Annotated in this window: 20 protein-coding genes and 2 pseudogenes; 9 read left to right on the top strand and 13 right to left on the bottom strand. The window is 43.0% G+C overall.

Annotated elements, in window-relative coordinates:
- Nucleotides 1-35 precede the first annotated feature (35 nt).
- Complete coding sequence (locus CYG50_RS19435) at nucleotides 36-950, top strand: hypothetical protein (protein WP_102140070.1); 915 nt, start codon at nucleotides 36-38, stop codon at nucleotides 948-950.
- 118 nt (nucleotides 951-1,068) lie between these two features.
- Here the strand turns inward: CYG50_RS19435 and CYG50_RS19440 are convergent, their stop codons facing one another.
- Nucleotides 1,069-2,235: a hypothetical protein gene (locus tag CYG50_RS19440; RefSeq protein ID WP_102140071.1), complete on the bottom strand. Its 1,167-nt coding sequence runs from the start codon at nucleotides 2,233-2,235 to the stop codon at nucleotides 1,069-1,071.
- A gap of 615 nt (nucleotides 2,236-2,850) precedes the next feature.
- On the opposite strand from CYG50_RS19440, the gene CYG50_RS19445 reads away from it, so the two are divergent.
- Nucleotides 2,851-3,090 carry a BrxA family protein gene (locus CYG50_RS19445; protein WP_001353740.1) on the top strand — a complete coding sequence of 80 codons (240 nt, stop codon included), beginning with the start codon at nucleotides 2,851-2,853 and terminating at the stop codon, nucleotides 3,088-3,090.
- Between the two features lie 187 nt (nucleotides 3,091-3,277).
- Here the strand turns inward: CYG50_RS19445 and intI2 are convergent.
- Nucleotides 3,278-4,255: pseudogene (intI2, locus tag CYG50_RS19450) on the bottom strand (class 2 integron integrase IntI2).
- A 331-nt stretch (nucleotides 4,256-4,586) separates the two neighbouring features.
- Between intI2 and dfrA1 the strand changes: the two are divergent.
- The 7 genes and pseudogenes from dfrA1 to CYG50_RS19490 form a co-directional block, all read left to right on the top strand.
- On the top strand, nucleotides 4,587-5,060 hold the full coding sequence (gene dfrA1 / locus CYG50_RS19455; protein ID WP_000777554.1) for a trimethoprim-resistant dihydrofolate reductase DfrA1: 474 nt from the start codon (nucleotides 4,587-4,589) through the stop codon (nucleotides 5,058-5,060).
- Nucleotides 5,061-5,154: 94 nt separating this feature from the next.
- On the top strand, nucleotides 5,155-5,679 hold the full coding sequence (gene sat2 / locus CYG50_RS19460; RefSeq protein WP_000704156.1) for a streptothricin N-acetyltransferase Sat2: 525 nt from the start codon (nucleotides 5,155-5,157) through the stop codon (nucleotides 5,677-5,679).
- Nucleotides 5,680-5,736: 57 nt separating this feature from the next.
- Complete coding sequence (aadA1, locus tag CYG50_RS19465) at nucleotides 5,737-6,525, top strand: ANT(3'')-Ia family aminoglycoside nucleotidyltransferase AadA1 (protein ID WP_001206315.1); 789 nt, start codon at nucleotides 5,737-5,739, stop codon at nucleotides 6,523-6,525.
- A 75-nt stretch (nucleotides 6,526-6,600) separates the two neighbouring features.
- A complete protein-coding gene (locus CYG50_RS19470) occupies nucleotides 6,601-7,098 on the top strand; it encodes a hypothetical protein (RefSeq protein WP_001444089.1) in 498 nt (165 codons plus the stop codon).
- A 291-nt stretch (nucleotides 7,099-7,389) separates the two neighbouring features.
- Nucleotides 7,390-7,530, top strand: a complete 141-nt coding sequence (locus CYG50_RS23675; protein WP_425326962.1) for a hypothetical protein — start codon at nucleotides 7,390-7,392, stop codon at nucleotides 7,528-7,530.
- Between the two features lie 409 nt (nucleotides 7,531-7,939).
- Entirely contained in the window at nucleotides 7,940-8,317 is a 378-nt protein-coding gene (locus tag CYG50_RS19485) for a hypothetical protein (protein ID WP_001271300.1), read from the top strand.
- 22 nt (nucleotides 8,318-8,339) lie between these two features.
- Nucleotides 8,340-8,492 (top strand): annotated as a pseudogene (locus tag CYG50_RS19490) (IS256 family transposase); the annotation flags it as partial.
- 55 nt (nucleotides 8,493-8,547) lie between these two features.
- Here CYG50_RS19490 and CYG50_RS19495 read toward each other — a convergent pair.
- The 11 genes from CYG50_RS19495 to atpA form a co-directional block, all read right to left on the bottom strand.
- Nucleotides 8,548-10,164 carry a Tn7-like element transposition protein TnsE gene (locus CYG50_RS19495; protein ID WP_000251879.1) on the bottom strand — a complete coding sequence of 539 codons (1,617 nt, stop codon included), beginning with the start codon at nucleotides 10,162-10,164 and terminating at the stop codon, nucleotides 8,548-8,550.
- Nucleotides 10,165-11,691: a TnsD family Tn7-like transposition protein gene (locus CYG50_RS19500; RefSeq protein ID WP_001243518.1), complete on the bottom strand. Its 1,527-nt coding sequence runs from the start codon at nucleotides 11,689-11,691 to the stop codon at nucleotides 10,165-10,167.
- A gap of 2 nt (nucleotides 11,692-11,693) precedes the next feature.
- Nucleotides 11,694-13,361, bottom strand: a complete 1,668-nt coding sequence (locus CYG50_RS19505) for an AAA family ATPase (protein WP_001276994.1) — start codon at nucleotides 13,359-13,361, stop codon at nucleotides 11,694-11,696.
- The gene (locus tag CYG50_RS19510; protein ID WP_000267723.1) at nucleotides 13,358-15,466 is read right to left on the bottom strand and encodes a TnsB C-terminal domain-containing protein; all 2,109 of its coding nucleotides are present in this window, start codon (nucleotides 15,464-15,466) and stop codon (nucleotides 13,358-13,360) included. Before CYG50_RS19510 ends, CYG50_RS19505 begins: the two co-directional genes overlap by 4 nt.
- Entirely contained in the window at nucleotides 15,453-16,274 is an 822-nt protein-coding gene (locus CYG50_RS19515; RefSeq protein ID WP_001029679.1) for a TnsA endonuclease N-terminal domain-containing protein, read from the bottom strand. Before CYG50_RS19515 ends, CYG50_RS19510 begins: the two co-directional genes overlap by 14 nt.
- Before the next feature lie 160 nt (nucleotides 16,275-16,434).
- On the bottom strand, nucleotides 16,435-18,267 hold the full coding sequence (gene glmS, locus CYG50_RS19520) for a glutamine--fructose-6-phosphate transaminase (isomerizing) (protein ID WP_102140418.1): 1,833 nt from the start codon (nucleotides 18,265-18,267) through the stop codon (nucleotides 16,435-16,437).
- Nucleotides 18,268-18,473: 206 nt separating this feature from the next.
- On the bottom strand, nucleotides 18,474-19,844 hold the full coding sequence (glmU, locus tag CYG50_RS19525) for a bifunctional UDP-N-acetylglucosamine diphosphorylase/glucosamine-1-phosphate N-acetyltransferase GlmU (RefSeq protein ID WP_102140419.1): 1,371 nt from the start codon (nucleotides 19,842-19,844) through the stop codon (nucleotides 18,474-18,476).
- Between the two features lie 126 nt (nucleotides 19,845-19,970).
- Nucleotides 19,971-20,396 carry a F0F1 ATP synthase subunit epsilon gene (locus CYG50_RS19530; protein ID WP_004906291.1) on the bottom strand — a complete coding sequence of 142 codons (426 nt, stop codon included), beginning with the start codon at nucleotides 20,394-20,396 and terminating at the stop codon, nucleotides 19,971-19,973.
- 21 nt (nucleotides 20,397-20,417) lie between these two features.
- Nucleotides 20,418-21,800 carry a F0F1 ATP synthase subunit beta gene (gene atpD / locus CYG50_RS19535; protein ID WP_102140420.1) on the bottom strand — a complete coding sequence of 461 codons (1,383 nt, stop codon included), beginning with the start codon at nucleotides 21,798-21,800 and terminating at the stop codon, nucleotides 20,418-20,420.
- Between the two features lie 34 nt (nucleotides 21,801-21,834).
- Nucleotides 21,835-22,698 carry a F0F1 ATP synthase subunit gamma gene (atpG, locus tag CYG50_RS19540; protein WP_102140421.1) on the bottom strand — a complete coding sequence of 288 codons (864 nt, stop codon included), beginning with the start codon at nucleotides 22,696-22,698 and terminating at the stop codon, nucleotides 21,835-21,837.
- A gap of 52 nt (nucleotides 22,699-22,750) precedes the next feature.
- Nucleotides 22,751-24,292, bottom strand: coding sequence for a F0F1 ATP synthase subunit alpha (gene atpA / locus CYG50_RS19545; RefSeq protein WP_102140422.1), 1,542 nt, complete (start codon nucleotides 24,290-24,292; stop codon nucleotides 22,751-22,753).
- Nucleotides 24,293-24,299 lie beyond the last annotated feature (7 nt).

The following is a 24,299-nucleotide window of genomic DNA, read 5'->3' on the forward strand; positions in this document are numbered from 1 at the left end:
ATATTATTGGATCAAATATCCAAATGGAGGTTATCATGAGAAAAATAATTACCACTACAGTTCCAAGCCATAAATATTATTATCAACCTCAAAAAACGAATAAAAATTTCATAATAGATAATATAAAAAATGTAAAATCAAAAAATGATGGCGATTTAAAATTTAATCAGCCTAGTTATAAAAAAGAATATAAATTTAATGTTAACGTTCCCTATCTTGCATCAAAAGATAAAAAAACCTCTCCTTTAAATAAAAAACAAGAACCGATAACACCTGTAAGTAGAACCAAACTAGAAGATATCAAATCGATCGATTCTTTCGTTAGAAGAATAAAAGAGGAAAATATCTATTTTATAGCAATAGATAAAAAAGGTTATATTTACCAAGGTCCATTAAATACGATAGGAAAAAGAAAACCTACAAATTTATACCTCAACGTAACCAATTCATTAGGCCACGGAGTTTATGGTACAGCCTACCGTGTTGGAAATTTTGTTATTAAAGTCCCCTTTTATGATGCCTATGAAATCAATCCTCACAGCAATGTAAATCGCTGTTCCTCTATACTCAATGAATTAAACAGAAATACTCATTTTTCAAGAGCAGTAACTTTGAATAAGGGAAAAGATGTTTTAATTACAAAGTACATCTCAGGAGAAAATATTAACGATGATGATGCTTATGATTTTGTTAAACAAAGAGGACGCATCATGTTTGATTATGGTTCTAACGGCAATGTTAAAATGGATAGTAATGGAAAAAAATATGTTATTGATGCTGACCTCGTAGCACAACCAACTAAATTAAAGCGCTACCCTTCATTAGAAACATTGGAAATACGTAAAATATATAAAAATAAATTTATCAGAAAACCACTTGGAGCTACTGAAATAAAACCTCTCTATTACCCTGAAATAGAAAATCTTTTACCAAAATTGAAAAAAAAGTGAAATAACAACCTTACAAACAATATTATTCCACGACATAGGGCCATTTTTTTGCACGAAAAATGGCCCTGATGCAGGAAAATGAATGACTAAACTATTATGGAAAGACATAAAATCAGTTTTAATTATTCAAGAAAATCCCCTTATCATCGTCAGTTATAATTTGCTTTAACGATTTATGAATACCGCCATCATCTGTTTGCAAGATAAACACAAATAAAACCTGACAAAGTACTGATTGAGGGCAATGACGAGGCCGATATTTTGAATAGATCGACCATCCATTAGCTAGATACCTTTCATGCATTCGCTTCATTGCATCAACAACAGAGTTCGCAGCTTTCCCTTTATTGATTTTAGTCGATTTTTTTTGGTGATACACAAAAGCATCGGTAACCGTTTTAGATATAATATAGAAAACTTGCCCAACAGATAAGTTTTCTAATAAATAGGTGATATTCTTTGTCGTTTTTTCACCAATCTGAAAAGATGTAAAACTATATTCATCCATTTCATGATTTAAATAAAAAAAACACTCAAATAAATTATTTTTCTTACATAATTCAATTAGTGATTTTTTATTTTTTTGTAAGTAATAGATATTAGCTAATTTCCCCTCTAGTAGGTCAATAGTCGAAGATAAATTATCAGTTTCTTTAATAAGAACTTCCCAGCACATAAATTTATTATTAAAACAAATATAATTTTCACTAACATTTATATATTTTAAGTCAGTAACTGAACTTACTGCAATCACACCAGCAGCATAAAGCTGTTCTATGATTAACAGATCAAACTTATAATTCGGTGTTAATTTTTCATACATCTGATTATCAAGGCTATCTAAATACATTAAGTTTTCATCAGCACAACACCGTATAAGCGCAAGTAAAAAAACACTATTTTCAAAAGAAAGATCATTTATACTTAAAGCGTTCTCTTTTTTTAAAAATAATAAATTATCAATATATTCAATTTTTTCTTGCCTTTCTTTCTCATTCTCTATACGAATACAATCAACACAAATATGTTCAAAATTACTTAAATGTGAAAAATGGCTTCTATCTCGTAAAGATTCTTTTTCACCACAAGCCACACATTTTAGCTTTAAACAATAAGCTTTGCAGCTTTTAGCCACAATAGCTTTTATCTCTTTAGATTTTAATTGTGTTTTTTCTTCTATCTTAATCATTGAATATGAAAATCGGCCATTTTCTTCAACCTGCCAATATAGTTGGCATACAAATTCATATTCCTTATCAATAACATCAATAAATATAATTTCCATATTTTTATTTCCTTGTTTTTTATTATGTTATATTAAAAAAAACAAAAAATAGAAATTATATTATGACAAAAAAACAAAAAGGCTCATTACGGTTAAATAATGAGCCTGTGGGCGGACAAAATAGTTGGGAACTGGGAGGGGTGGAAATGGAGTTTTTAAGGATTATTTAGGGAAGAGTGACAAAATAGATGGGAACTGGGTGTAGCGTCGTAAGCTAATACGAAAATTAAAAATGACAAAATAGTTTGGAACTAGATTTCACTTATCTGGTTAACTAATCTAGCTAACCTGCCGCTCAGCTTAGTACGATCCTATATCCAACTGATCATAATCCTTTCATCAGTATCCCAAATTAAATCCCCCTCCTAGACTGCCTCACCAACACTTTACAGTGATCCCGTATTTCCGGACAGGTGATTGATTTTTTTCGCTTGTACAGGTGTTAAGCCACAGTTATCTTGATGTGGACATTATGCATTGTAATAGCCCATTAACATGCGCTAAGAGCATAAATTAATATACAGTAACAAGCATTACGAGGTGCTAATGTTTGGAAAGCAGCCTCTTCCAACTACAATAATAAGTTAACTATCCTCCACCCACAAATAATTACAAATGACCCCTTTCCGCTATAACTCCGATCTCACCAGCGGCTCGCTACAAACCCGAGAGTGTCGCATTATTACTGGCTTGTTACTCCAAGAGCTTGATGAAGCTGCCTGGGATAAAGCCATGTATAAGGAAAATGTGCTTCAGAAACGCACGCAATCTACGGTAAGACGTATTTCTTCAGCGCTTAGAAAACGCCTAGAACACCTAAGCTCTGACTTTTGGGCTTTTGCGTTTTTATGTTAGGCATTGTCTGGCAACTGGAGGAAGTGTAATGACCATGAATGGTCACTGTGATTGACAGTATCTTGCTTAAACTTATCTGAACAATGGTAGAACTGGCTCATATTTATCCCCTCTATGATTGTTTATCTTTTTCACCATAAAAAGTATCAGGGGCTACTCAGGGCTACATAAAGATATTTATCTACTTTTACTGATTGATAAGTAGCATCAGTCCATCCGCAGGACTGGTGGTGCCGGCAAAATGCTGACCCAACACATGCGTATAGATTTGCGTGGTCTTAACATCGTTATGCCCTAAGAGTTCTTGCACAGTGCGAATATCACGCCCCGCTTGTAATAGATGCGTAGCAAACGAGTGACGAAATGTATGACAAGTGACACGCTTGCTAACGATGCCTGCTTTTTGTACGGCTGCCTTCAATGCCTTTCGCGCAACGGAGTCATGCAGATGATGGCGGCATAATTTGCCGTTATACGGGTGGTTGCAGAGCGTGCTGGAGGGAAAGACAAACATCCACGCCGCTTGTCGATAAGCAGAAGGGTATTTGTGATCTAAAGCAAAAGGCAGCGATGGCCCTACGCCTTGTAAGTTGTCGTCTTGCTGAATAAGCCGCGCTTGCTCAATGAGTTATTTTATTGCTGGGATTAGGCGCGTGGGCAGTAGGCTGTTTCTGCTTTTCCCACCCTTACCGTCATGCACAGTGATGCAGCCATTATCAAAATCAAAATCTTTAACCCGCAAACGCAAGCATTCATTAATGCGCAAACCTGCACCATACAGCAGCGTAAAAATAACTTGGTTGCGAGTATCCATAACCTGCAAAATGCGTTGCACTTCATTTGCAGAGATAACAGAGGGTAGCCGTCTAGGCTTGCTTGCAGGGATATAATCAATATCGCCCAACGGCTGTTGTAAAAACCTGTTGTACAAAAAAGCTAGGGCATTTAAAGCGATTTTCTGCGTGTTTATGGCTACATGTCTGCTGTTTGCTAAGCTGGATAAAAACAGCCTGACCTCTTCACTGCCCATGGTCTGAGGATGACGTTTTTTGTGAAACAGAATAAAACGCTTAATCCAGTGCAGGTAAGTTTTTTCAGTTTTCAGCGCATAACCTTTTTGTCGCATATCCGTGCGTATAGAATTTAAAAATGGACTGTTAGACATAAAACGCTCCTTGTCTTGCAACTGTCTGCCTATACAGCCTATTCTAGCTGGGATTTAAAAAAGTGCCTGTTTTTTACGCCTAGAGATGCTTGTTTACCGGTAGAGTTTTAATTTAATGCTAAATAAATTAAAATGTTATGAGTTCTTTGGGTGAGATAATGTGCATCGTGCAAGCAGGATAGACGGCATGCACGATTTGTAATAACAGAGTGTCTTGTATTTTTAAAGAAAGTCTATTTAATACAAGTGATTATATTAATTAACGGTAAGCATCAGCGGGTGACAAAACGAGCATGCTTACTAATAAAATGTTAACCTCTGAGGAAGAATTGTGAAACTATCACTAATGGTAGCTATATCGAAGAATGGAGTTATCGGGAATGGCCCTGATATTCCATGGAGTGCCAAAGGTGAACAGCTCCTGTTTAAAGCTATTACCTATAACCAATGGCTGTTGGTTGGACGCAAGACTTTTGAATCAATGGGAGCATTACCCAACCGAAAGTATGCGGTCGTAACACGTTCAAGTTTTACATCTGACAATGAGAACGTATTGATCTTTCCATCAATTAAAGATGCTTTAACCAACCTAAAGAAAATAACGGATCATGTCATTGTTTCAGGTGGTGGGGAGATATACAAAAGCCTGATCGATCAAGTAGATACACTACATATATCTACAATAGACATCGAGCCGGAAGGTGATGTTTACTTTCCTGAAATCCCCAGCAATTTTAGGCCAGTTTTTACCCAAGACTTCGCCTCTAACATAAATTATAGTTACCAAATCTGGCAAAAGGGTTAACAAGTGGCAGCAACGGATTCGCAAACCTGTCACGCCTTTTGTACCAAAAGCCGCGCCAGGTTTGCGATCCGCTGTGCCAGGCGTTAGGCGTCATATGAAGATTTCGGTGATCCCTGAGCAGGTGGCGGAAACATTGGATGCTGAGAACCATTTCATTGTTCGTGAAGTGTTCGATGTGCACCTATCCGACCAAGGCTTTGAACTATCTACCAGAAGTGTGAGCCCCTACCGGAAGGATTACATCTCGGATGATGACTCTGATGAAGACTCTGCTTGCTATGGCGCATTCATCGACCAAGAGCTTGTCGGGAAGATTGAACTCAACTCAACATGGAACGATCTAGCCTCTATCGAACACATTGTTGTGTCGCACACGCACCGAGGCAAAGGAGTCGCGCACAGTCTCATCGAATTTGCGAAAAAGTGGGCACTAAGCAGACAGCTCCTTGGCATACGATTAGAGACACAAACGAACAATGTACCTGCCTGCAATTTGTACGCAAAATGTGGCTTTACTCTCGGCGGCATTGACCTGTTCACGTATAAAACTAGACCTCAAGTCTCGAACGAAACAGCGATGTACTGGTACTGGTTCTCGGGAGCACAGGATGACGCCTAACAATTCATTCAAGCCGACACCGCTTCGCGGCGCGGCTTAATTCAGGAGTTAAACATCATGAGGGAAGCGGTGATCGCCGAAGTATCGACTCAACTATCAGAGGTAGTTGGCGTCATCGAGCGCCATCTCGAACCGACGTTGCTGGCCGTACATTTGTACGGCTCCGCAGTGGATGGCGGCCTGAAGCCACACAGTGATATTGATTTGCTGGTTACGGTGACCGTAAGGCTTGATGAAACAACGCGGCGAGCTTTGATCAACGACCTTTTGGAAACTTCGGCTTCCCCTGGAGAGAGCGAGATTCTCCGCGCTGTAGAAGTCACCATTGTTGTGCACGACGACATCATTCCGTGGCGTTATCCAGCTAAGCGCGAACTGCAATTTGGAGAATGGCAGCGCAATGACATTCTTGCAGGTATCTTCGAGCCAGCCACGATCGACATTGATCTGGCTATCTTGCTGACAAAAGCAAGAGAACATAGCGTTGCCTTGGTAGGTCCAGCGGCGGAGGAACTCTTTGATCCGGTTCCTGAACAGGATCTATTTGAGGCGCTAAATGAAACCTTAACGCTATGGAACTCGCCGCCCGACTGGGCTGGCGATGAGCGAAATGTAGTGCTTACGTTGTCCCGCATTTGGTACAGCGCAGTAACCGGCAAAATCGCGCCGAAGGATGTCGCTGCCGACTGGGCAATGGAGCGCCTGCCGGCCCAGTATCAGCCCGTCATACTTGAAGCTAGGCAGGCTTATCTTGGACAAGAAGATCGCTTGGCCTCGCGCGCAGATCAGTTGGAAGAATTTGTTCACTACGTGAAAGGCGAGATCACCAAGGTAGTCGGCAAATAATGTCTAACAATTCGTTCAAGCCGACGCCGCTTCGCGGCGCGGCTTAACTCAAGCGTTAGAGAGCTGGGGAAGACTATGCGCGATCTGTTGAAGGTGGTTCTAAGCCTCGTACTTGCGATGGCATCGGGGCAGGCACTTGCTGACCTGCCAATTGTTTTAGTGGATGAAGCTCGTCTTCCCTATGACTACTCCCCATCCAACTACGACATTTCTCCAAGCAACTACGACAACTCCATAAGCAATTACGACAATAGTCCATCAAATTACGACAACTCTGAGAGCAACTACGATAATAGTTCATCCAATTACGACAATAGTCGCAACGGAAATCGTAGGCTTATATATAGCGCAAATGGGTCTCGCACTTTCGCCGGCTACTACGTCATTGCCAACAATGGGACAACGAACTTCTTTTCCACATCTGGCAAAAGGATGTTCTACACCCCAAAAGGGGGGCGCGGCGTCTATGGCGGCAAAGATGGGAGCTTCTGCGGGGCATTGGTCGTCATAAATGGCCAATTTTCGCTTGCCCTGACAGATAACGGCCTGAAGATCATGTATCTAAGCAACTAGCCTGCTCTCTAATAAAATGTTAGGCCTCAACATCTAGTCGCAAGCTGAGGGGAACCACTAGTGTCATACGAACCTCCAAGAGACGGTTACACAAACGGGTACATTGTTGATGTCATGTATGACAATCGCCCAAGTAAGTATCCAGCTGTGTTCAGAACGTACGTCCGAATTCCAGACTATGTCGAACTAGATAACGCGGAGGAGCTGGCCGACGCAATCATTCGAGAGGTTGAGTTAAAGGAGGCATGGCTCACAAGGGTCTTGGGGAACTCAGCCGATCCTGACGCTTCTGTGGGCAAGTGGGACCGGCGCCTAGCGCAGTGCGGTGGTATTGATGAGATGTCAAGTGGGGTGCAGGCAACATACTTCAGTCCAAACGGTCAGCTGGTCGGCTTAGTGGCATACATTGATGCCGAATGGATGGATGAATAGCTCTGACGTTACGATTCAGGTGAGACAACCAGATGGGCATTGCGTACAAGCTCAGTTGCCACCGATGTGGCTACGAGTCTGATCTTCTTTACCTAGGCCAAGGTATGGCGATGCTTCCTGAGCAAATAGTCGGAACGTGCACATGCTGCGACAATCTAACGACGATTTCTATAAATGAAAGCTACGGAGTATGCTCACTTTGTGGGGCTAAGGATCGTGTGATATTTACAAGCTATCAGCATGAGGCAAGGCCAAGAAATCCCTGCTATCTAGAGAGAAGTTTCAAATATCAATGCCCAAGATGCCATGCCTTCAGTATGGAGCCTCCGGATCTACCGGAGATGCTTTGGGACTAATGCTCCGCTTTGCCTCGGGTATCCGTTCGACCTATGTTTAAGAGGAAACGCACGTGTCTGCCGCCAAAGCTCTTGCCTATGCACTTTGTGACAAGTTGGAAAGCAAAAAAGTTGATGAAGTCGTACGAAATCTTGTTTCTAGCGGCTGGAATATTAGGGAAGTGGCCTGGGAAGCTTCGTCCTTTGATCATGAAATGCCCTACTTTGACACGGGGCGGGACTTCGATATTGGATTTCCTGACACGCTGTCATCCAAGATTGAGTTTTTGACCGCGAATGGATCAATCGTCCAAGCACGTGCTCGCCTGCACTTCAAGCAGGCTCTAATTTTTGCCAAGGCGTCCAAACATGTCGCCGCGCTCAAGAACTCATTGGATTACTACTATGGATCGTCTGTAATCCCCCCTCAAAACCACGGAGGCTATTTGTAGAAAATTCCATTAATATGAACTCAAGGTGTTCCCTACGGACGAATCAGCGATGAAGGTGGTGTACCTGGCTATCCAGGCGGCGACCAAGAAATGGACGATGCCGATCCGCAACTGGAAGCCGGCCATGAACCGTTTTATGATCGAATTTGGTGACCGTTTAAATGGCCACCTTTAACTGACCGGCAAAAGCACTTACACAAAAGGGTTTACAGGCTCTTTCAGTCATTCCTTTAATGCGTAAATTGCTCTCTAACCACTCTCTCAGCCCACCCTTCCATATCCTCTCTCGATACTTGCAGCTCCCCCAACCCCTTTGGATGATTCACCCCTCTATGCCCGTCTTGTCCATATAATTGATCAAACAAACTATTTGGCCAATTCAATGAGCTCTTCACCACTCCACGCCGTATCTTTTCAAAATCATTCCGCCATGTTTCGCTATCAACGCCACTCAACACTTTGGTAGAAAGCATTTTCACCCCATCCGATGCATCCACCTCTAGCAATACAAATTCACTGCCATTACGTTGCACCCCAACGGCTTTAATCACTCTTGGTGAGCCATCTTTACACAGATGTAATCGGCTACGCCCAACTTTTGGCAAAACCAAGGTTTCTTCAAAAAGCACCCGACATGCAAATTTAGTTTTTAGAATTGAAAGTAGCTCATCAAAAGCAGCAAATCGATTAGCAAAAATAGAGTTGTAATTGGTTGCATCCTGCTTCCCACCCACATCTGCCGCTGCTAGGACACCACCTAAGTGTGGCTCATCAGTACTAACCAAATTACTATTTTCACTTGTTGTTGCTTCTTCTTTTTCTAAAATAGTTTGGCTACTTTTTCTTGCCCTGCGAGATTTTTCAATTCGACTAGGTCTACTAAAACTTATCCATGTCGGCTCAGCCTCTATGACTCGTGTGTCTGTGTCTATATTGGCTGTTTCCTCATCGTCCAACTGTAGATGCTCATCATCAACAACTGACTCTGTTGAAACCGCTATGTGCTGCGTACTACCATCACCTGCCTCCTTTTCCTGAAAAGAGGCATGGCTAATAGCTGTTGTGCTAGGAAGCATAGCGTTGATTTCTAAACCTACTATTTCCTCAACTAAATAATCCTTATCCTCGTTAGAAGAACGTCCTTTTACATGTAATTTCCAACCCTGCATGGGCGGAGGGTCAAAGCTAAAGCACCAGCTTTCAACGCCGTTCTTAATTTCTCTATTTTGTTGATAGTGCCTAAAAATACTTTCATACGAATCCATAACATCTTGATCCGAAAACAACCAAACCAAAAGCTGCACTACGGCCGACTGCTCTAACGCCCCTTTAGGAAACGATGAACTGGGTAAGATCCTTATCTCTAAATGATCTCGCTCAACCTCATACTGAACGTCGAACTCTTGCTGTAAAGCGGTACTGCTCAAACAGCTTCGACAGAAATAGGAGTTAATTAAAAATAATGACCGAGCTAGCTCTAACTGTGGGATGTGATAACGAGTCTTGCTATATGGTGTTTCAGCTTCGTAAATAAATGAACTCTGCGCTCCATCCTTGTTGCGTACGGAAGCAAAGGACGAGAGATTAGGAAAATCGATTATTTTGGCTCGTTGAAGATCCGATGCTTCAAACTCAATCACACGATCCGCCTTATTTATTTGCTTTGTTGTACTGTTAACCACCTTAGCTCGACTTAATAAAGGCAAATGAGTAAATCGAGTCCATTTCCGTTCTTGCATTGGATTAAACCAAACAAAAATACGCCACTCCTTATGACCCGAGTTACGGAATAAATGACCAATATGTACAACCTGCACATTGTCATTAAATGTAGCTAGCCTAACCACTCACTCTTCCCCATAAACCATTTCCAAGAATCTTTGTGCTTCCTCAGTTATCCGCTCTTTAGATAACGTTGCACTTCTTAATAATCGCCAGCGCCTAAGCTCAACATCTTCCTGTTTAAGCTTAATAAAAGCTTGGCTAATCCGTCTAATTTGATAATCTTCCACACTCTCTGAGTAACGCTTTAAGCAAAGCGCTACCAAAGGCAGTTTCTGTAGATTTTTTGCAAGAGAGGTTCCGTTAGGAGTTTGCTTTAACAGCCAGCTCGATGTCGCTCTTGGGTGATCAAGGCTACTATCTAGACGCTTTATGATTCTTAATAGTTGTCGTACAGCAATTCGATCTCTTTGGTTCCAATCAACTCTAGGGGCGGGTGCCAGACGCTCTTGTTGATGCTGTTGATTCCAGTGAACTAGCCAATCCCTGTCATGTCGGTAAAGCCAAGCGTATAGCACCCCACCCTCTAAAGACTGTCTTGCCGCCTTAATTCCTTGGTATTTATGCACTAGTTGCTGCCAGTCTTTATGCTTAACAGATAAATCTTCAGAGTTAGGTTGCACAGACTGGCTAACAGGTCTTGTCGTTATAGAGTGCTCAGTAAGAGCACTTGCCTGCTGTAGCGCTTCTATAACCGTTAGTTTTGGCAATAAGGCTTGCCACACAATACTATGCTGTAAATAACTAAAGGCTTTTCTATGCTTACGGAATATACTTTTCAGCCAACACGTGTCCTTGTTCTCTGCCAACTTTAAATCCAGTTTCTCTAGTGCCTCATCACTAAAAGTCTGCCTCACTCTCTCCGCCACCAAGTCATGACGAATGTGCTTGCTTTTGGTTAGCCCTAGATCCTGCGCTAAGCGCTGATAAAACAGCGTCCACTGCTCAAGGCTTGGGGAAAGCTCTTGCGCTCGTGGAGCATCTAACAGAGGGGCTATATAAGCAGCTAGTGCTGTTAATTGAGATAGGGAGTCTTTGGGGTAGTCTGAAAGCAGCTCAGTATGACCCAAAGCCCAAAATTGATGTCGGTGATCATCTACAGCTCTATCAAAGAAGACTAAAGCACCGTGTTTTGGACAATATGGCAAAGCGGGCAAATACCAATCTCGTTGCCAAAAGGCTTCCCCATACCTATTTAGCTGAAGAGCAACGCAATCAGGGCAGTATCTAAAGCGGTTATCGCTCTTAACTCTAGAAGCAGCGACTCCTAGCATTAAATGCACCGCACCTTGCGCTTGGTACTCCATTAACCGAATAGCTTCGTCTCGGCGCTCCTTGCCTACAAACGGAGCATATAAAGGGAATAAGGTATGCTCATAAATAAGCTGCTGAACAGCGTAACGTCCTGTTTGATGTAGATGTCTTGCTATCACACCTAAATGCGAGGGCAGACCTAAGGTAGCGACCACCTTGCGGTTGCCATACACCTCATCCAACAGCTGCTTAGGACTAACAATCCCTTGATAAACGCCTGCCCGTGCAATAGTGCTATAAATCAGCTCATTCGAGTACGGAACAGGAAAGTTTCTCATGGCTAACCTGCTTGTTTAAATAAGCTCGCCATATCCACTATTACCCCTTTCCCTTTTAACCGTTCATGCATGGTTTTTTCAGGTTGGCGTTGTGAATAGATATAACGTAAATCCGTATCAGGCAAGCTATCCCAGTCGCTGGGCTTGACTACCTTTATAGCCGAAACCTTTTTACTCTTGGAGGGCTTTTCTAGTTCTGACACTACCGTTTCGCCTTCCATCAACCACTGCAAAACAAGAGGCAGTAACTTTTGTCTTGTCATCGTTGGATTCTGGCTAAACGCTTTTTTAATAGTGGGAATTAACAGGCTTGAATCGTAATCCTCTTTCAACATCAGATATAAATGACGCTGATCTTCGGTATCTAACTCTTGAAGGGCTTTTTCTTCTGGTGTTTGTTCTTGTATCGCTGCGATATCTAGCTGAAGTTGGATTAACCGTTTATCAATCTCGGGAACGACTAGATCAGAATAACGAGCAATGCGTTCTGGGATACCCGAGCGTAATGCCTCTAGCATGGGGTGCACAGGCTTTAACTCATCTTGATACACTTGCCGCAATAAACCAGCGGTAATACGCTCATTGCCTAAAGCTAGCGCACGGAGCTGAGCGAGTACAAAAAGTTTTACTACAATGTCCATCACTCCTTGGCTTAGCTCATACCACACATCACGGACCTCATCCGATAACAGCGCATCTTTGCGTTGTAAAAGCTGTAATTGCCAAAGATTATCCGTAAAAGCGATCCACTCTTGATTGGGCTTTCCACGTTGCGTTTGTTGTATAGGATCCCAGAATATAGCTCCAAACCCTGCCCCTCTACGTGCAGACCGCAAATCAGCCTCAAAAATCTCTCGTGCTTTAGGGGTACCAATCAACATCACTGGTACGCCAATAATATTCACCATCGTCACAAAAAAGTTCAGCATCTCTTGAGATCCACCCGAACGAGAGCGGCTTAAATGCTGAATTTCATCAATAACCAACAACCCTAAAGCATGTGCATTGGCTATTTGCGACATCAAAGCCAACATGGTTTCTATACCATGACGTTTTAAGCCATAACGACGCTCATAGTTCGAGCCCAAGGCTCGATCCAACGCTCTGAAAAAATTCAAGCAGATTTCTTTTAGCGAACCATTATGCGAGCAGTCTATTTTCAAATACACCACCTGCTCTACATTGAGTTCACGATGGTAAATCACCTGAGGATACGTGGCTAGAATACGATGAAGAGAGGTCGTCTTCCCACTACCAGAACAACCAATTAACAATAAGCTTTGTGCCGTAGATCGTGCCTCCTCAAAGCGAAATGTCTCCAACTCTCCCGTTTGAACACGCTCATAACCATTTTGTAAATGCTTTTGTAAATCTCCTGTTTTAGGATTTCTGCCTACGTAGCCACCTCGAATCATGACCGAAATACGCTCACTTAGTAGCAAATGCGTACCTAATGGCTGAAAATAGTCATCTGGAATACGACAAATGGTATGAGCTCTGATAACACGGGACTTTTGCAAGTCAGAGGAAGTAAGCTGTAAAGAGGATTTCAGTGATGCAGCACTATTCACTGACTCTTGTAATGGTGGTAAGGCCTCGATAAAAGGATTATCACGATAAGCCTCTACCCCCGTATCACGATAAACTGCTTGAATCCGGGTAGCACTCATGACTCATCCTTTTCTGGTGGATCCTGAAATAATTCAGGCACGTATGTGGGTAGGCTGTAATCTTCTTGATCATCCGCTTCCACTGCGTTGAAAGGAATAACTTTAGCCTCATCACCTGAAGAGCTTGGCTTCAAATGCTCCGCACGTTTTTTACGCTCCGAGGTCACGGCTTCTTTTTTATTAGTTTTAATCTGCTTAATGCGTGTTGATTTGGGCTCAGTAGTACTGGGCGTTAACTTATTCGCTTTCTGAATGGTTTGCTGAATAAACGCCTCAAGCTCCCTGCGTTTAGTTAACTCATCCTGCTTCGCATTGGCTTTATTGTGTTTTTCTTGTGCTTGTATATCCCAAACCTCCCAAAATGAGAGACCTTTAAACTGCCGACTACGTTCCGTCAGATTACAGCGCCAAAATACACGGCTGCCAACTTGCGGAAACAAATAAATCGTATCAACCAGCACTGGGTCATAAGCCGCTTCTAAATGTTGAGGTCTAGCTATATCAGTGCTCCGCTGCAACCAACCCTCACGCAGAATCTCTGACCCCGAGTAATACAAACCCCACAAATTAACGCCAAATGAAGAAATAGAGACCTTTCGGCGAGGCAGTAACGCTACTCGCAACTGCTCTTGCTCCACAGCCCTTAAACTACCTGTACGATGCTGCATACCCCATTGCCATAGCTGGACAGGAATAGACGGTAAATCTGTAGGAAAATCAGCATCTCGATCGTATTTATCCATCACCAGATGGTTATTTCTGAATAAGATCGTACGCAAAATAATTTGTGTGAACTCAAATACCGACAGAGATGCATCTAACCTATAGTCTGTTTCACCATGGCTTTTGATCCGACTGCCCTCTACAATGCCAGGTGCAAAGGACTTAAACTCGGCTTGTAGTGTTCTAAAAGTGCTTTCCACTATGCCTTTAGCATCGCCACGTCTAGGTGGAGCACTTTCCACTCGCACATTAAAACTAGAAACTAAGGCTTCGACCTGATGACTCATTAATTCGCCACGGTCCGCTAGCAACACATCTGGCAAACCTACACACGGCCAGTCTGAGCTACTAATCTCAATATCATGCTGGGCACAAATGGCCGTTTTGTCAGAGCAAGCATTTACAAAAGCCTGCATCGCCACCACATAAGACGGATTTTCAAAGCCGATATAAAAGCCCGTGATCATCCGACTAAACACATCAATCACAATGTAAAGCGTTGGTCTTCCTATGATTTTTTGGCGATCATGATGATCCACTAAATAAATATCAGCAATCGTGGCATCAATCTCATAACGACTCCCAGGGCCTAACGCCTGAGAAGTGGCTGTACTACTTAAGGGTCGTACGTCTTTTTTATATACCCCTGCTTTAACTCTAGACTTTAAGCGCTGAGCTTTAGGGTATTCTCGATCATAAAAATAACGAAACTGACGTAGTGTTGGGTAATCCTCTTGGGGAATGCGAGGAAAATACTGAGCAAACAAGTCCACAAATCGTCTATAGGCAACGGTGGTCTTTGTACCTTTTTGATTTAACAGGTGCTTTTCTATGGTCAACCTAAAAAGGCGTTCAATCTCGGGCGTTACCTTGGTTCCTTCACCCTTACCATATTCTCTGGCTCGGCCAATCTTTGCTGTTCCTGTCGCTGAACGTCTTTCCCCTGGTGCACCGCTGTTTTTGTAGTCAGGAATTAATGCATTAGGCGTTTGACCACGCTGCCAGTAACGGCGTAACAACTTATAAACTGTAGCCTTAGTAACCTTATGTTCTTGGACCACATGCTCAACGAGTTCGCTTCTGACTTTAGGGTCGAAACGATCCTTACTATTAATAATAGGAAGAATTTTTCGATAATCCTCCTCGCGCTTCTGGAAGCTGACAGAATCTACAGACGGCTCTTCTAAATCAAGATGTACATAAGGGTCATCAGTTCTAACTAAGCGGCCTTCATCTAAATACTGCATTAGCAACAACTCAGCCCTAGCTTGTGGAACTCCTTTATCAGCGCTTATTTGCATCCAGACAACTTGGCCATCCTCTATAGCCAAAATGCGATACGGATCATTATCAAATAGCACAACCTCATTAATTTGCCACATAGCGCAACTCCTCCATATTCACTACTTGGCTAATACAGAGATCTGCACACTTATTTGCCCTGAAAGACTTATAAATATTGAACTTAATAAAACCATTTGCGGTTAAGGCTCGTATCTCACTCAATGTTTTGCCTAACTCCAAATCATAAGCAATATCAACCTGCTTACAGACATTGATAATGTTTTCATCTCCTTTTTCTTGCAGGATATGGGCCAATGGGGATAGTTGTGCTAAAAGCTCCGCAGAAACTTCTTCTGTTTTCACTGAATAAAGCCATTCAATATTTTCTTTTACTACGGGATTTATTTCTTTATCAGTAAAAATGAACCAAGGAATTTGCTTTTGCTGCCAATAGCGACGCTCTAGTTCTAGTTTTTCTAAGGTACGCTCGTCTTGTAAGGCTGCTGCAGGTTTGACTTGAATAGCAAACTGCTCAAAAGGACCATCTTTGCAGTCCACTAAAAAATCAGTAGACATAACCTGATCTACACCACGAATAACAGGATGCTTAATACCACTATCTATTGCAATCTGCCTGGTATCACTAGGTAATAAGGGGAACTGCTCGCGTATATCTAGCACGCTGCTCTCCCACTCAAGACTGAGAAAAACAGCAAGCTCTAAGTCAGATAGCAAATGATGGACTCGTCCCGTCTTATGAGAATAAATACGGTGGGAACGACCTGAAGAAGGAACTTCTTGTACTGTTAGCCATGGAATATAGTCTTTACCATGCCCTTGGCCACGCCCCTCTTTAATACGACGGGCAATTTGCACTTCAGAAAATGAAGAGTTTGCTTTAGCCATAACAAAAGTCCAGTATGCTTTTTCACAGCATAACTGGACTGATTTCAGTTTACAACTATTCTGTCTAGTTTAAGACTTTATTGTCATAGTTTAGATCTATTTTGTTCAGTTTAAGACTTTATTGTCCGCCCACAGAGCCCTTTATTAATCAATTTATTGATTACTCAACTGTCACCGATTTCGCCAAGTTACGAGGCTGGTCAACGTCTGTGCCTTTAATCAATGCAACGTGATAAGACAACAATTGCAGTGGTACGGTGTAGAAAATAGGCGCAATTAACTCTTCAACATGAGGCAACGAAACAATTTTCATGTTTTCACTCGCTTCAAAGCCTGCATCTTGGTCAGCAAATACATACAGCAAACCACCACGCGCACGGACTTCCTCAATGTTCGATTTGAGTTTTTCTAACAGTTCATTGTTAGGTGCAACGATGATAACAGGCATATCAGCATCAATTAGCGCTAATGGGCCGTGCTTTAACTCACCCGCGGCATACGCTTCTGCGTGAATGTAAGAAATCTCTTTTAATTTCAGAGCCCCTTCAACTGCAATAGGGAATTGATCACCACGACCTAAGAACAATGCGTGGTGTTTATCTGAGAAATCTTCAGCCAGTGCTTCGATGACTTTATCTTGCGATAACATGCTTTCAATACGAGCAGGAAGCGCATGTAATGCATGGGAAATGCTTTCTTCTAACTCAGGTTTTGCCCCCTTCAAACGACCCATATACGCAACTAGCATCAGTAAAACCGTTAACTGTGTGGTAAACGCTTTAGTCGATGCGACACCAATTTCTGCCCCTGCTTTGGTCATTAAAGCAAATTCAGATTCACGTACTAGAGAAGAGCCCGCCACGTTACACACTGCTAAAGAAGTCAGATAACCTAATTCTTTTGATAAACGCAGGGCTGCCAGTGTATCTGCGGTTTCACCTGATTGAGACAACGTAATCATCAGGCTGTTTTTACGGTGAGCAGGGTTGCGGTAGCGATACTCAGAAGCAATTTCCACATCACAAGGAATACCAGCCAAAGACTCAAACCAATAACGTGCAACCATTCCCGCATTGTAGGATGTCCCGCATGCGACGATTTGAATATGTTCAACTTGAGATAAAATTTCACTCGTACGAGGGCCTAACTCGCTTAAATCAATACCATTGTCTTTGTCAAAACGCCCTTCAAGGGTGTTTTTAATTGCCATTGGTTGTTCGTAAATTTCTTTTTGCATGTAATGGCGATAGACGCCTTTATCGCCTGCATCATATTGAACGTTTGATTCAATTTGTTCGCGATCGACCGCTTCACCATTTTTATCAAAAATATGAACAGTACGACGAGTGACTTCGGCAACATCCCCTTCTTCAAGGTAAATAAAGCGACGAGTCACAGGCAACAGCGCTAATTGGTCTGATGCTAAGAAATTTTCACCTACACCTAAACCAATAACCAACGGGCTACCAGAACGTGCAGCAACTAATAATTCAGGAATACGGCTATCCATGATCACGGTACCGTAAGCACCGCGCAATTGTGGGATAACACGTTGAACCACTTCCACCAGCGTGCCACCTTTTTGTTGTTCATGGTGAACAAGGTGAGCAATCACTTCGGTATCAGTTTCTGAACTAAAGATATAACCGAGTTTTTTCAGCTCATCTTTGAGCTCTAAATAGTTTTCAATAATGCCGTTATGAACAACCGCAATGTAACCAGAAGTATGCGGATGAGCATTACGTTCACTTGGAATACCATGAGTTGCCCAACGGGTATGTGCAATCCCCGTTCCACCCGATACCGGGTTTTTCTCCGCTTCTTCAGCTAACATTTGCACTTTGCCGACTTCACGTAAGCGTTGCAAATGCCCTTCGTGATCAACAACTGCCATACCGGCAGAGTCATAACCACGATACTCAAGACGACGAAGACCTTCTAACAGAATTTCTGCGATATCACGTTGTGCAACAGCACCTACAATTCCACACATATTTTTTGGATCCCTAGACAAAAGGTTTCTTTCTTGAGAAACCTTCATTTGTCGCAACCTAATTGTTGTACAGTTTTCACTGTTCCCCAGCCTTGTAGAAAATGGGGATATTTTTATATTGCTACCTTAGGTAGCTATTTTATTATTTGCTATTAATTAGCTTTTTTATCATAGGAGAGATATCGCTATCTCTCCTCAAAATTTACTTATTTTTTCTTAACTGGACGCTGCCAGTTTTTAATATGCATTTGCTTTACACGGCTAACGACAAGTTCGTCTTCATTCACATCACGTGTTACCGTAGTGCCAGCCCCTATTGTTGCACCTTTGGCAACAGAAACTGGTGCAACTAACTGAGTATCTGACCCGACAAATACATCGTCGCCAATAATGGTTTTGTGTTTATTGGCACCATCATAATTACAGGTAATAGTACCTGCGCCAATATTCACGTTATCACCAATTTGAGCATCACCGAGGTAACTTAAATGACCTGCTTTAGAGCCTAAACCTAAAGAGGCATTTTTCATTTCTACAAAGTTACCTACGTGCGCTTTGGCCGCTAATTTAGCACCTGGACGTAAACGCGCAAAAGGGCCAACCGTACATTCGGCTGACAATTCAGAGTTTTCTATCACTGAATATGGGCTGATAACCGAGTTATCACCGATTACACAGTCTTTTAATATACAGCCAGATTGAATATGTACGTTATTCCCTAATGTGACATTACCTTCAATAATCACGTTAGTATCAATAATAATATCACGCCCATGAGTCAGCGTTCCGCGCAAGTCAAAACGTGCAGGGTCAATTAACATCACACCAGCTAATAACAGTTTTTCCGCTTGTTCTTTCTGATAAACCCTTTCTAACGCAGCCAATTGTAGGCGGTTATTCACCCCTTCCATTTCACTTAAATGTTTAGGGTGAACAGTTGCAATTTTATTACCTTCTTTATGTGCCAATGCAATAATATCAGTAATATAATATTCGCCTTGCGCGTTATCGTTGTTCAGCTGTGCCAACCAACGTTTAAAATCTTTGCCACTGGCAACCATAATCCCAGTGTTAACCTCTTGGATTTTACGTTGCTCTTCGCTGGCATCTTTTTGCTCAATAATACCTACAACTTCATTATTTTCACGAATGATACGGCCATACCCTGTTGGGTTATCTAAAATAACCGTCAGCAAGCCAATACCACCTTCTGGCTTCACTTCAATTAGGCGATCTAAGGTATCTTTCGCTATCAACGGTACATCGCCATATAACATGACAATATTTTCATCGTCTTGGAAGCTTGGCGCTGCTTGTTGCATCGCATGGCCAGTGCCGAGCTGCTCGGCCTGCAATACCCAGTTGAGGTTTTGCTCACCCAGTTTTTCTTTCAGTAAATCACCGCCATGTCCGTATACCAGATGAATATCTGATGCACCAATGGATTTTGCTGTATCTATAACATGCTGAACCATGGGTTTGCCTGCAAGTAAATGCAAAACTTTAGGTAGCTCTGAATACATCCGTGTGCCTTTACCGGCAGCTAAAATCACGACACTTTTTCTTTGCACAGTCATTTTTCCTGAAACTCCAACTTAGGGATGAAAGTAAACCTATTTCCTTTATAAATTACTACATATTTCGCTCAAATAAAAAAGCCAGTTAGACTTAACCAACTGGCTTTTTTTACTATACCGCTATCATTACATTAGCTTTTTAGTTAACTCGATGACTCGAAGTTTCGCTATTGCTTTTGCAAGTTCTGCTGATGCCTGAGCATAATCAACATCGCCGTGAGCTTTACGGACGTGTTCTTCCGCTTTGCGTTTAGATTCCACTGCACGAGCTTCGTCTAAATCTTTACCACGGATCGCTGTATCAGCGAGTACGATAACACCATTTGGTTGCACTTCTAAAATACCACCGGAGAGGTAAATTAGCTCTTCTTCACCAAACTGTTTGGTAATACGTACCATGCCCGGTTTTATGGCAGTCAGCAGCGGGGTATGCTGCGGGTAAATCCCCAGCTCACCTTCACTACCTGTCACCTGAATTTTCTGTACCATGCCTTCAAACATTTGTTTTTCAGCACTTACTACAGTCAGGTGGTATGTCATTGCAGCTACCATATCAACCTCCTGTCAGCTGGATTAAAGCTTTTTAGCTTTTTCCACAGCTTCTTCAATGGTACCAACCATATAGAACGCTTGTTCTGGCAGGTGGTCGTAATCACCGTTCAGGATCCCACTGAAGCCACGGATAGTGTCTTTCAGAGAAACGAACTTACCTGGTGAACCGGTAAATACTTCAGCAACGAAGAATGGTTGAGACAGGAAGCGCTGGATCTTACGAGCACGAGCAACAACCAGTTTGTCTTCTTCAGACAGTTCATCCATACCCAGAATTGCGATGATATCTTTCAGTTCTTGGTAACGTTGCAGAATAGACTGAACGCCACGAGCAACATCATAGTGCTCTTGACCAACAACCAGTGGGTCAAGCTGACGGCTAGTAGAATCCAGAGGGTCAACCGCAGGGTAAATACCCAGAGATGCGATTTGACGGCTCAGAACTACCGTTGCGTCTAAGTGAGCAAAGGTGGTTGCTGGTGATGGGTCAGTCAAGTCATCCGCTGGAACGTAAACCGCTTGAACGGAAGTGATAGAACCCGTTTGAGTTGAGGTAATACGTTCTTGCAGAACACCCATCTCTTCCGCCAGCGTTGGCTGATAACCTACCGCTGAAGGCATACGACCTAACAGTGCTGATACCTCAGTACCTGCCAGGGTATAACGATAGATGTTGTCAACGAACAGCAGTACGTCACGACCTTCGTCACGGAATTTTTCAGCCATAGTCAGACCAGTCAACGCAACGCGCAGACGGTTTCCTGGTGGCTCATTCATCTGGCCATAAACCAGTGATACTTTATCCAGAACGTTTGAGTCAGTCATTTCATGATAGAAGTCGTTCCCTTCACGAGTACGCTCACCAACACCAGCGAATACTGAGTAACCTGAGTGCTCAATCGCGATGTTACGGATAAGTTCCATCATGTTTACTGTTTTACCAACACCCGCACCACCGAACAGACCAACTTTACCACCTTTCGCGAATGGACAGATTAAGTCCATTACTTTGATACCGGTTTCCAGCAGCTCTGTTGAGTTAGCTAACTCTTCGTAGCTAGGTGCAGCACGGTGAATTGACCAGCGCTCTTCTTCGCCGATATCACCTTTCATATCAATAGGCTGACCCAGAACGTTCATGATACGTCCTAAAGTTGCTTTACCTACTGGTACTTCAATTGGGTGCTCTAAGTTTACAACTTCTAAACCACGGCTCAGGCCATCTGATGTACCCATTGCGATACAACGGACAACACCACCGCCTAACTGTTGCTGAACTTCCAGCACCAGTGTTTCTTTACCGTTAACAACCTCAAGAGCGTCGTACACTTTTGGTACGTCATCTTGAGGGAACTCGACGTCCACAACGGCGCCGATTACCTGGATAATCTTTCCAGTAGCCATCTTGAATCCTCTACGTAATTCGTAAACCTAGCTGTTAAACCGCGGAAGCACCCGAAACGATTTCGGTAAGCTCCTGAGTAATGCTGGCCTGACGAGCTTTGTTGTAAACCAACTGCAACTCTTTGATCAGGTTTCCACCATTATCAGTAGCGGCTTTCATCGCTACCATTCGTGCGGCCTGCTCACTAGCCAGGTTTTCAACGACGCCCTGATAAACCTGCGACTCGATATAACGACGTAGCAGGGTATCCAGCAACGCCTTTGGATCGGGTTCGTAAATGTAATCCCAAGACTTCTTCTTCAGTGTTTCATCATTGCTTGCAGGCAATGGTAACAATTGAAGAATAGTTGGCTCCTGAGACATTGTATTGATGAACTTATTCGTCACCACATACAGTTTATCCAAACGCCCTTCATCATAGGCTTGTAGCATAGTGTTAACTGGACCAATCAAATCCGAAAGCGTTGGGTTATCCCCCATTCCGGTAACTTGTGTCACGACATTGCCGCCCACAGAACCGAAGAATGATACCGCTTTAGAACCGATTAAAGCCAAATCAACCTGAACGTTTTTCTCAGACCACGACTTCATCTCTGCTAACAGTTTTTTGAACAAGTTAATGTTCAAGCCACCACACAGACCACGGTCTGTTGAAACAACCAGATACCCGACACGCTTAACTTCACGCTCTTCGAGATATGGATGTTTATATTCCAGATTACCTAATGCTAAGTGACCAATTACACTGCGCATGGTCTCTGCATAAGGACGGCTGGCCGCCATGCGTTCCTGCGTTTTACGCATTTTGGACGCAGCGACCATTTCCATCGCTTTAGTGATCTTCTGCGTGTTTTGCACGCTGGCGATCTTGGAACGTATCTCTTTTGCGCCGGCCATTTCTGCTTCTCCTTATTAACCAGACGGCCCTAGAAACTCGGGCCGAATAGTATTACCAGGACTGGGTTGCTTTAAATGATTCGAGCAGTTTTTTCAACTTGCCTTCGATATCATCGTTATAGCTACCAGCCGGGCCAATTTCGTTCATAAGGTCAGCATGCTCGCGCAATGCATAAGAAACTAAAGCAGCTTCAAACGCACCAATTTTAGCTAACTCAACATCATCCAAGAATCCACGTTCTGCCGCAAACAGAGACAGTGACTGCTCTGCTACTGACATAGGTGCATACTGTTTCTGTTTCAGCAACTCAGTTACTTTCTGACCGTGGCTCAGCTGCTTACGCGTTGCATCATCAAGGTCTGAAGCAAACTGAGCAAACGCTGCCAGTTCACGATATTGAGCAAGTGCTGTACGGATACCACCAGACAATTTCTTGATAATTTTAGTCTGAGCAGCACCACCAACACGAGATACTGAAATACCTGGGTTAACCGCTGGACGAATACCAGAGTTAAACAGGTTAGATTCCAGGAAGATCTGACCATCTGTAATCGAAATTACGTTAGTCGGAACGAATGCAGAAACGTCACCGCCTTGAGTTTCAATGATTGGCAATGCAGTCAATGAACCCGTTTTTCCTTTAACTTCACCTTTAGTGAATGCTTCAACGTACTCAGCGTTAACACGAGCAGCACGCTCAAGTAAACGTGAGTGCAGATAGAAAACATCACCTGGGTATGCTTCACGTCCTGGTGGACGACGCAGTAACAGTGAAATTTGACGGTACGCAACAGCCTGTTTAGACAGGTCATCATAAACAATCAGAGCATCTTCACCGCGGTCACGGAAATATTCGCCCATTGCACAGCCAGCGTAGGCTGACAGATATTGCAGTGCAGCTGACTCAGATGCAGTTGCAACAACAACAATGGTGTTTTCCAGAGCGCCATGTTCTTCAAGTTTACGAACAACGTTAGCAACAGTTGATGCTTTTTGACCGATAGCGACGTAAACACATTTGATGCCAGAGTCGCGTTGGTTGATGATTGCATCGATTGCCAAAGCAGTTTTACCTGTTTGACGGTCACCGATAACAAGCTCACGCTGACCACGACCGATTGGGATCATGGCATCGACTGATTTATAACCAGTTTGAACAGGTTGATCAACGGATTGACGGTCGATAACACCTGGAGCAATAACTTCTACAGGAGAGAAGCCATCGTTATCAACAGGACCTTTACCATCAATTGGTTGACCCAGTGTATTCACAACACGTCCTAGCAGGCCACGGCCTACTGGAACTTCAAGAATACGACCAGTACATTTAACTTTCATGCCTTCTGCCAAGTCGGCATAAGGACCCATAACGACCGCACCAACAGAGTCACGCTCTAAGTTCAGTGCGATAGCGTAACGGTTGCCAGGCAGCGCGATCATTTCACCCTGCATGACTTCGGCTAAACCGTGAATACGAATAATACCGTCATTAACGGATACAATCGTACCTTCATTGTGAGCTTCACTCACAACATCGAACTGAGCAATACGCTGTTTGATCAGTTCGCTGATTTCGGTGGAATTCAGTTGCATATGCTCC

The organism is Providencia huaxiensis, assembly GCF_002843235.3.
Classification (GTDB): domain Bacteria; phylum Pseudomonadota; class Gammaproteobacteria; order Enterobacterales; family Enterobacteriaceae; genus Providencia; species Providencia huaxiensis.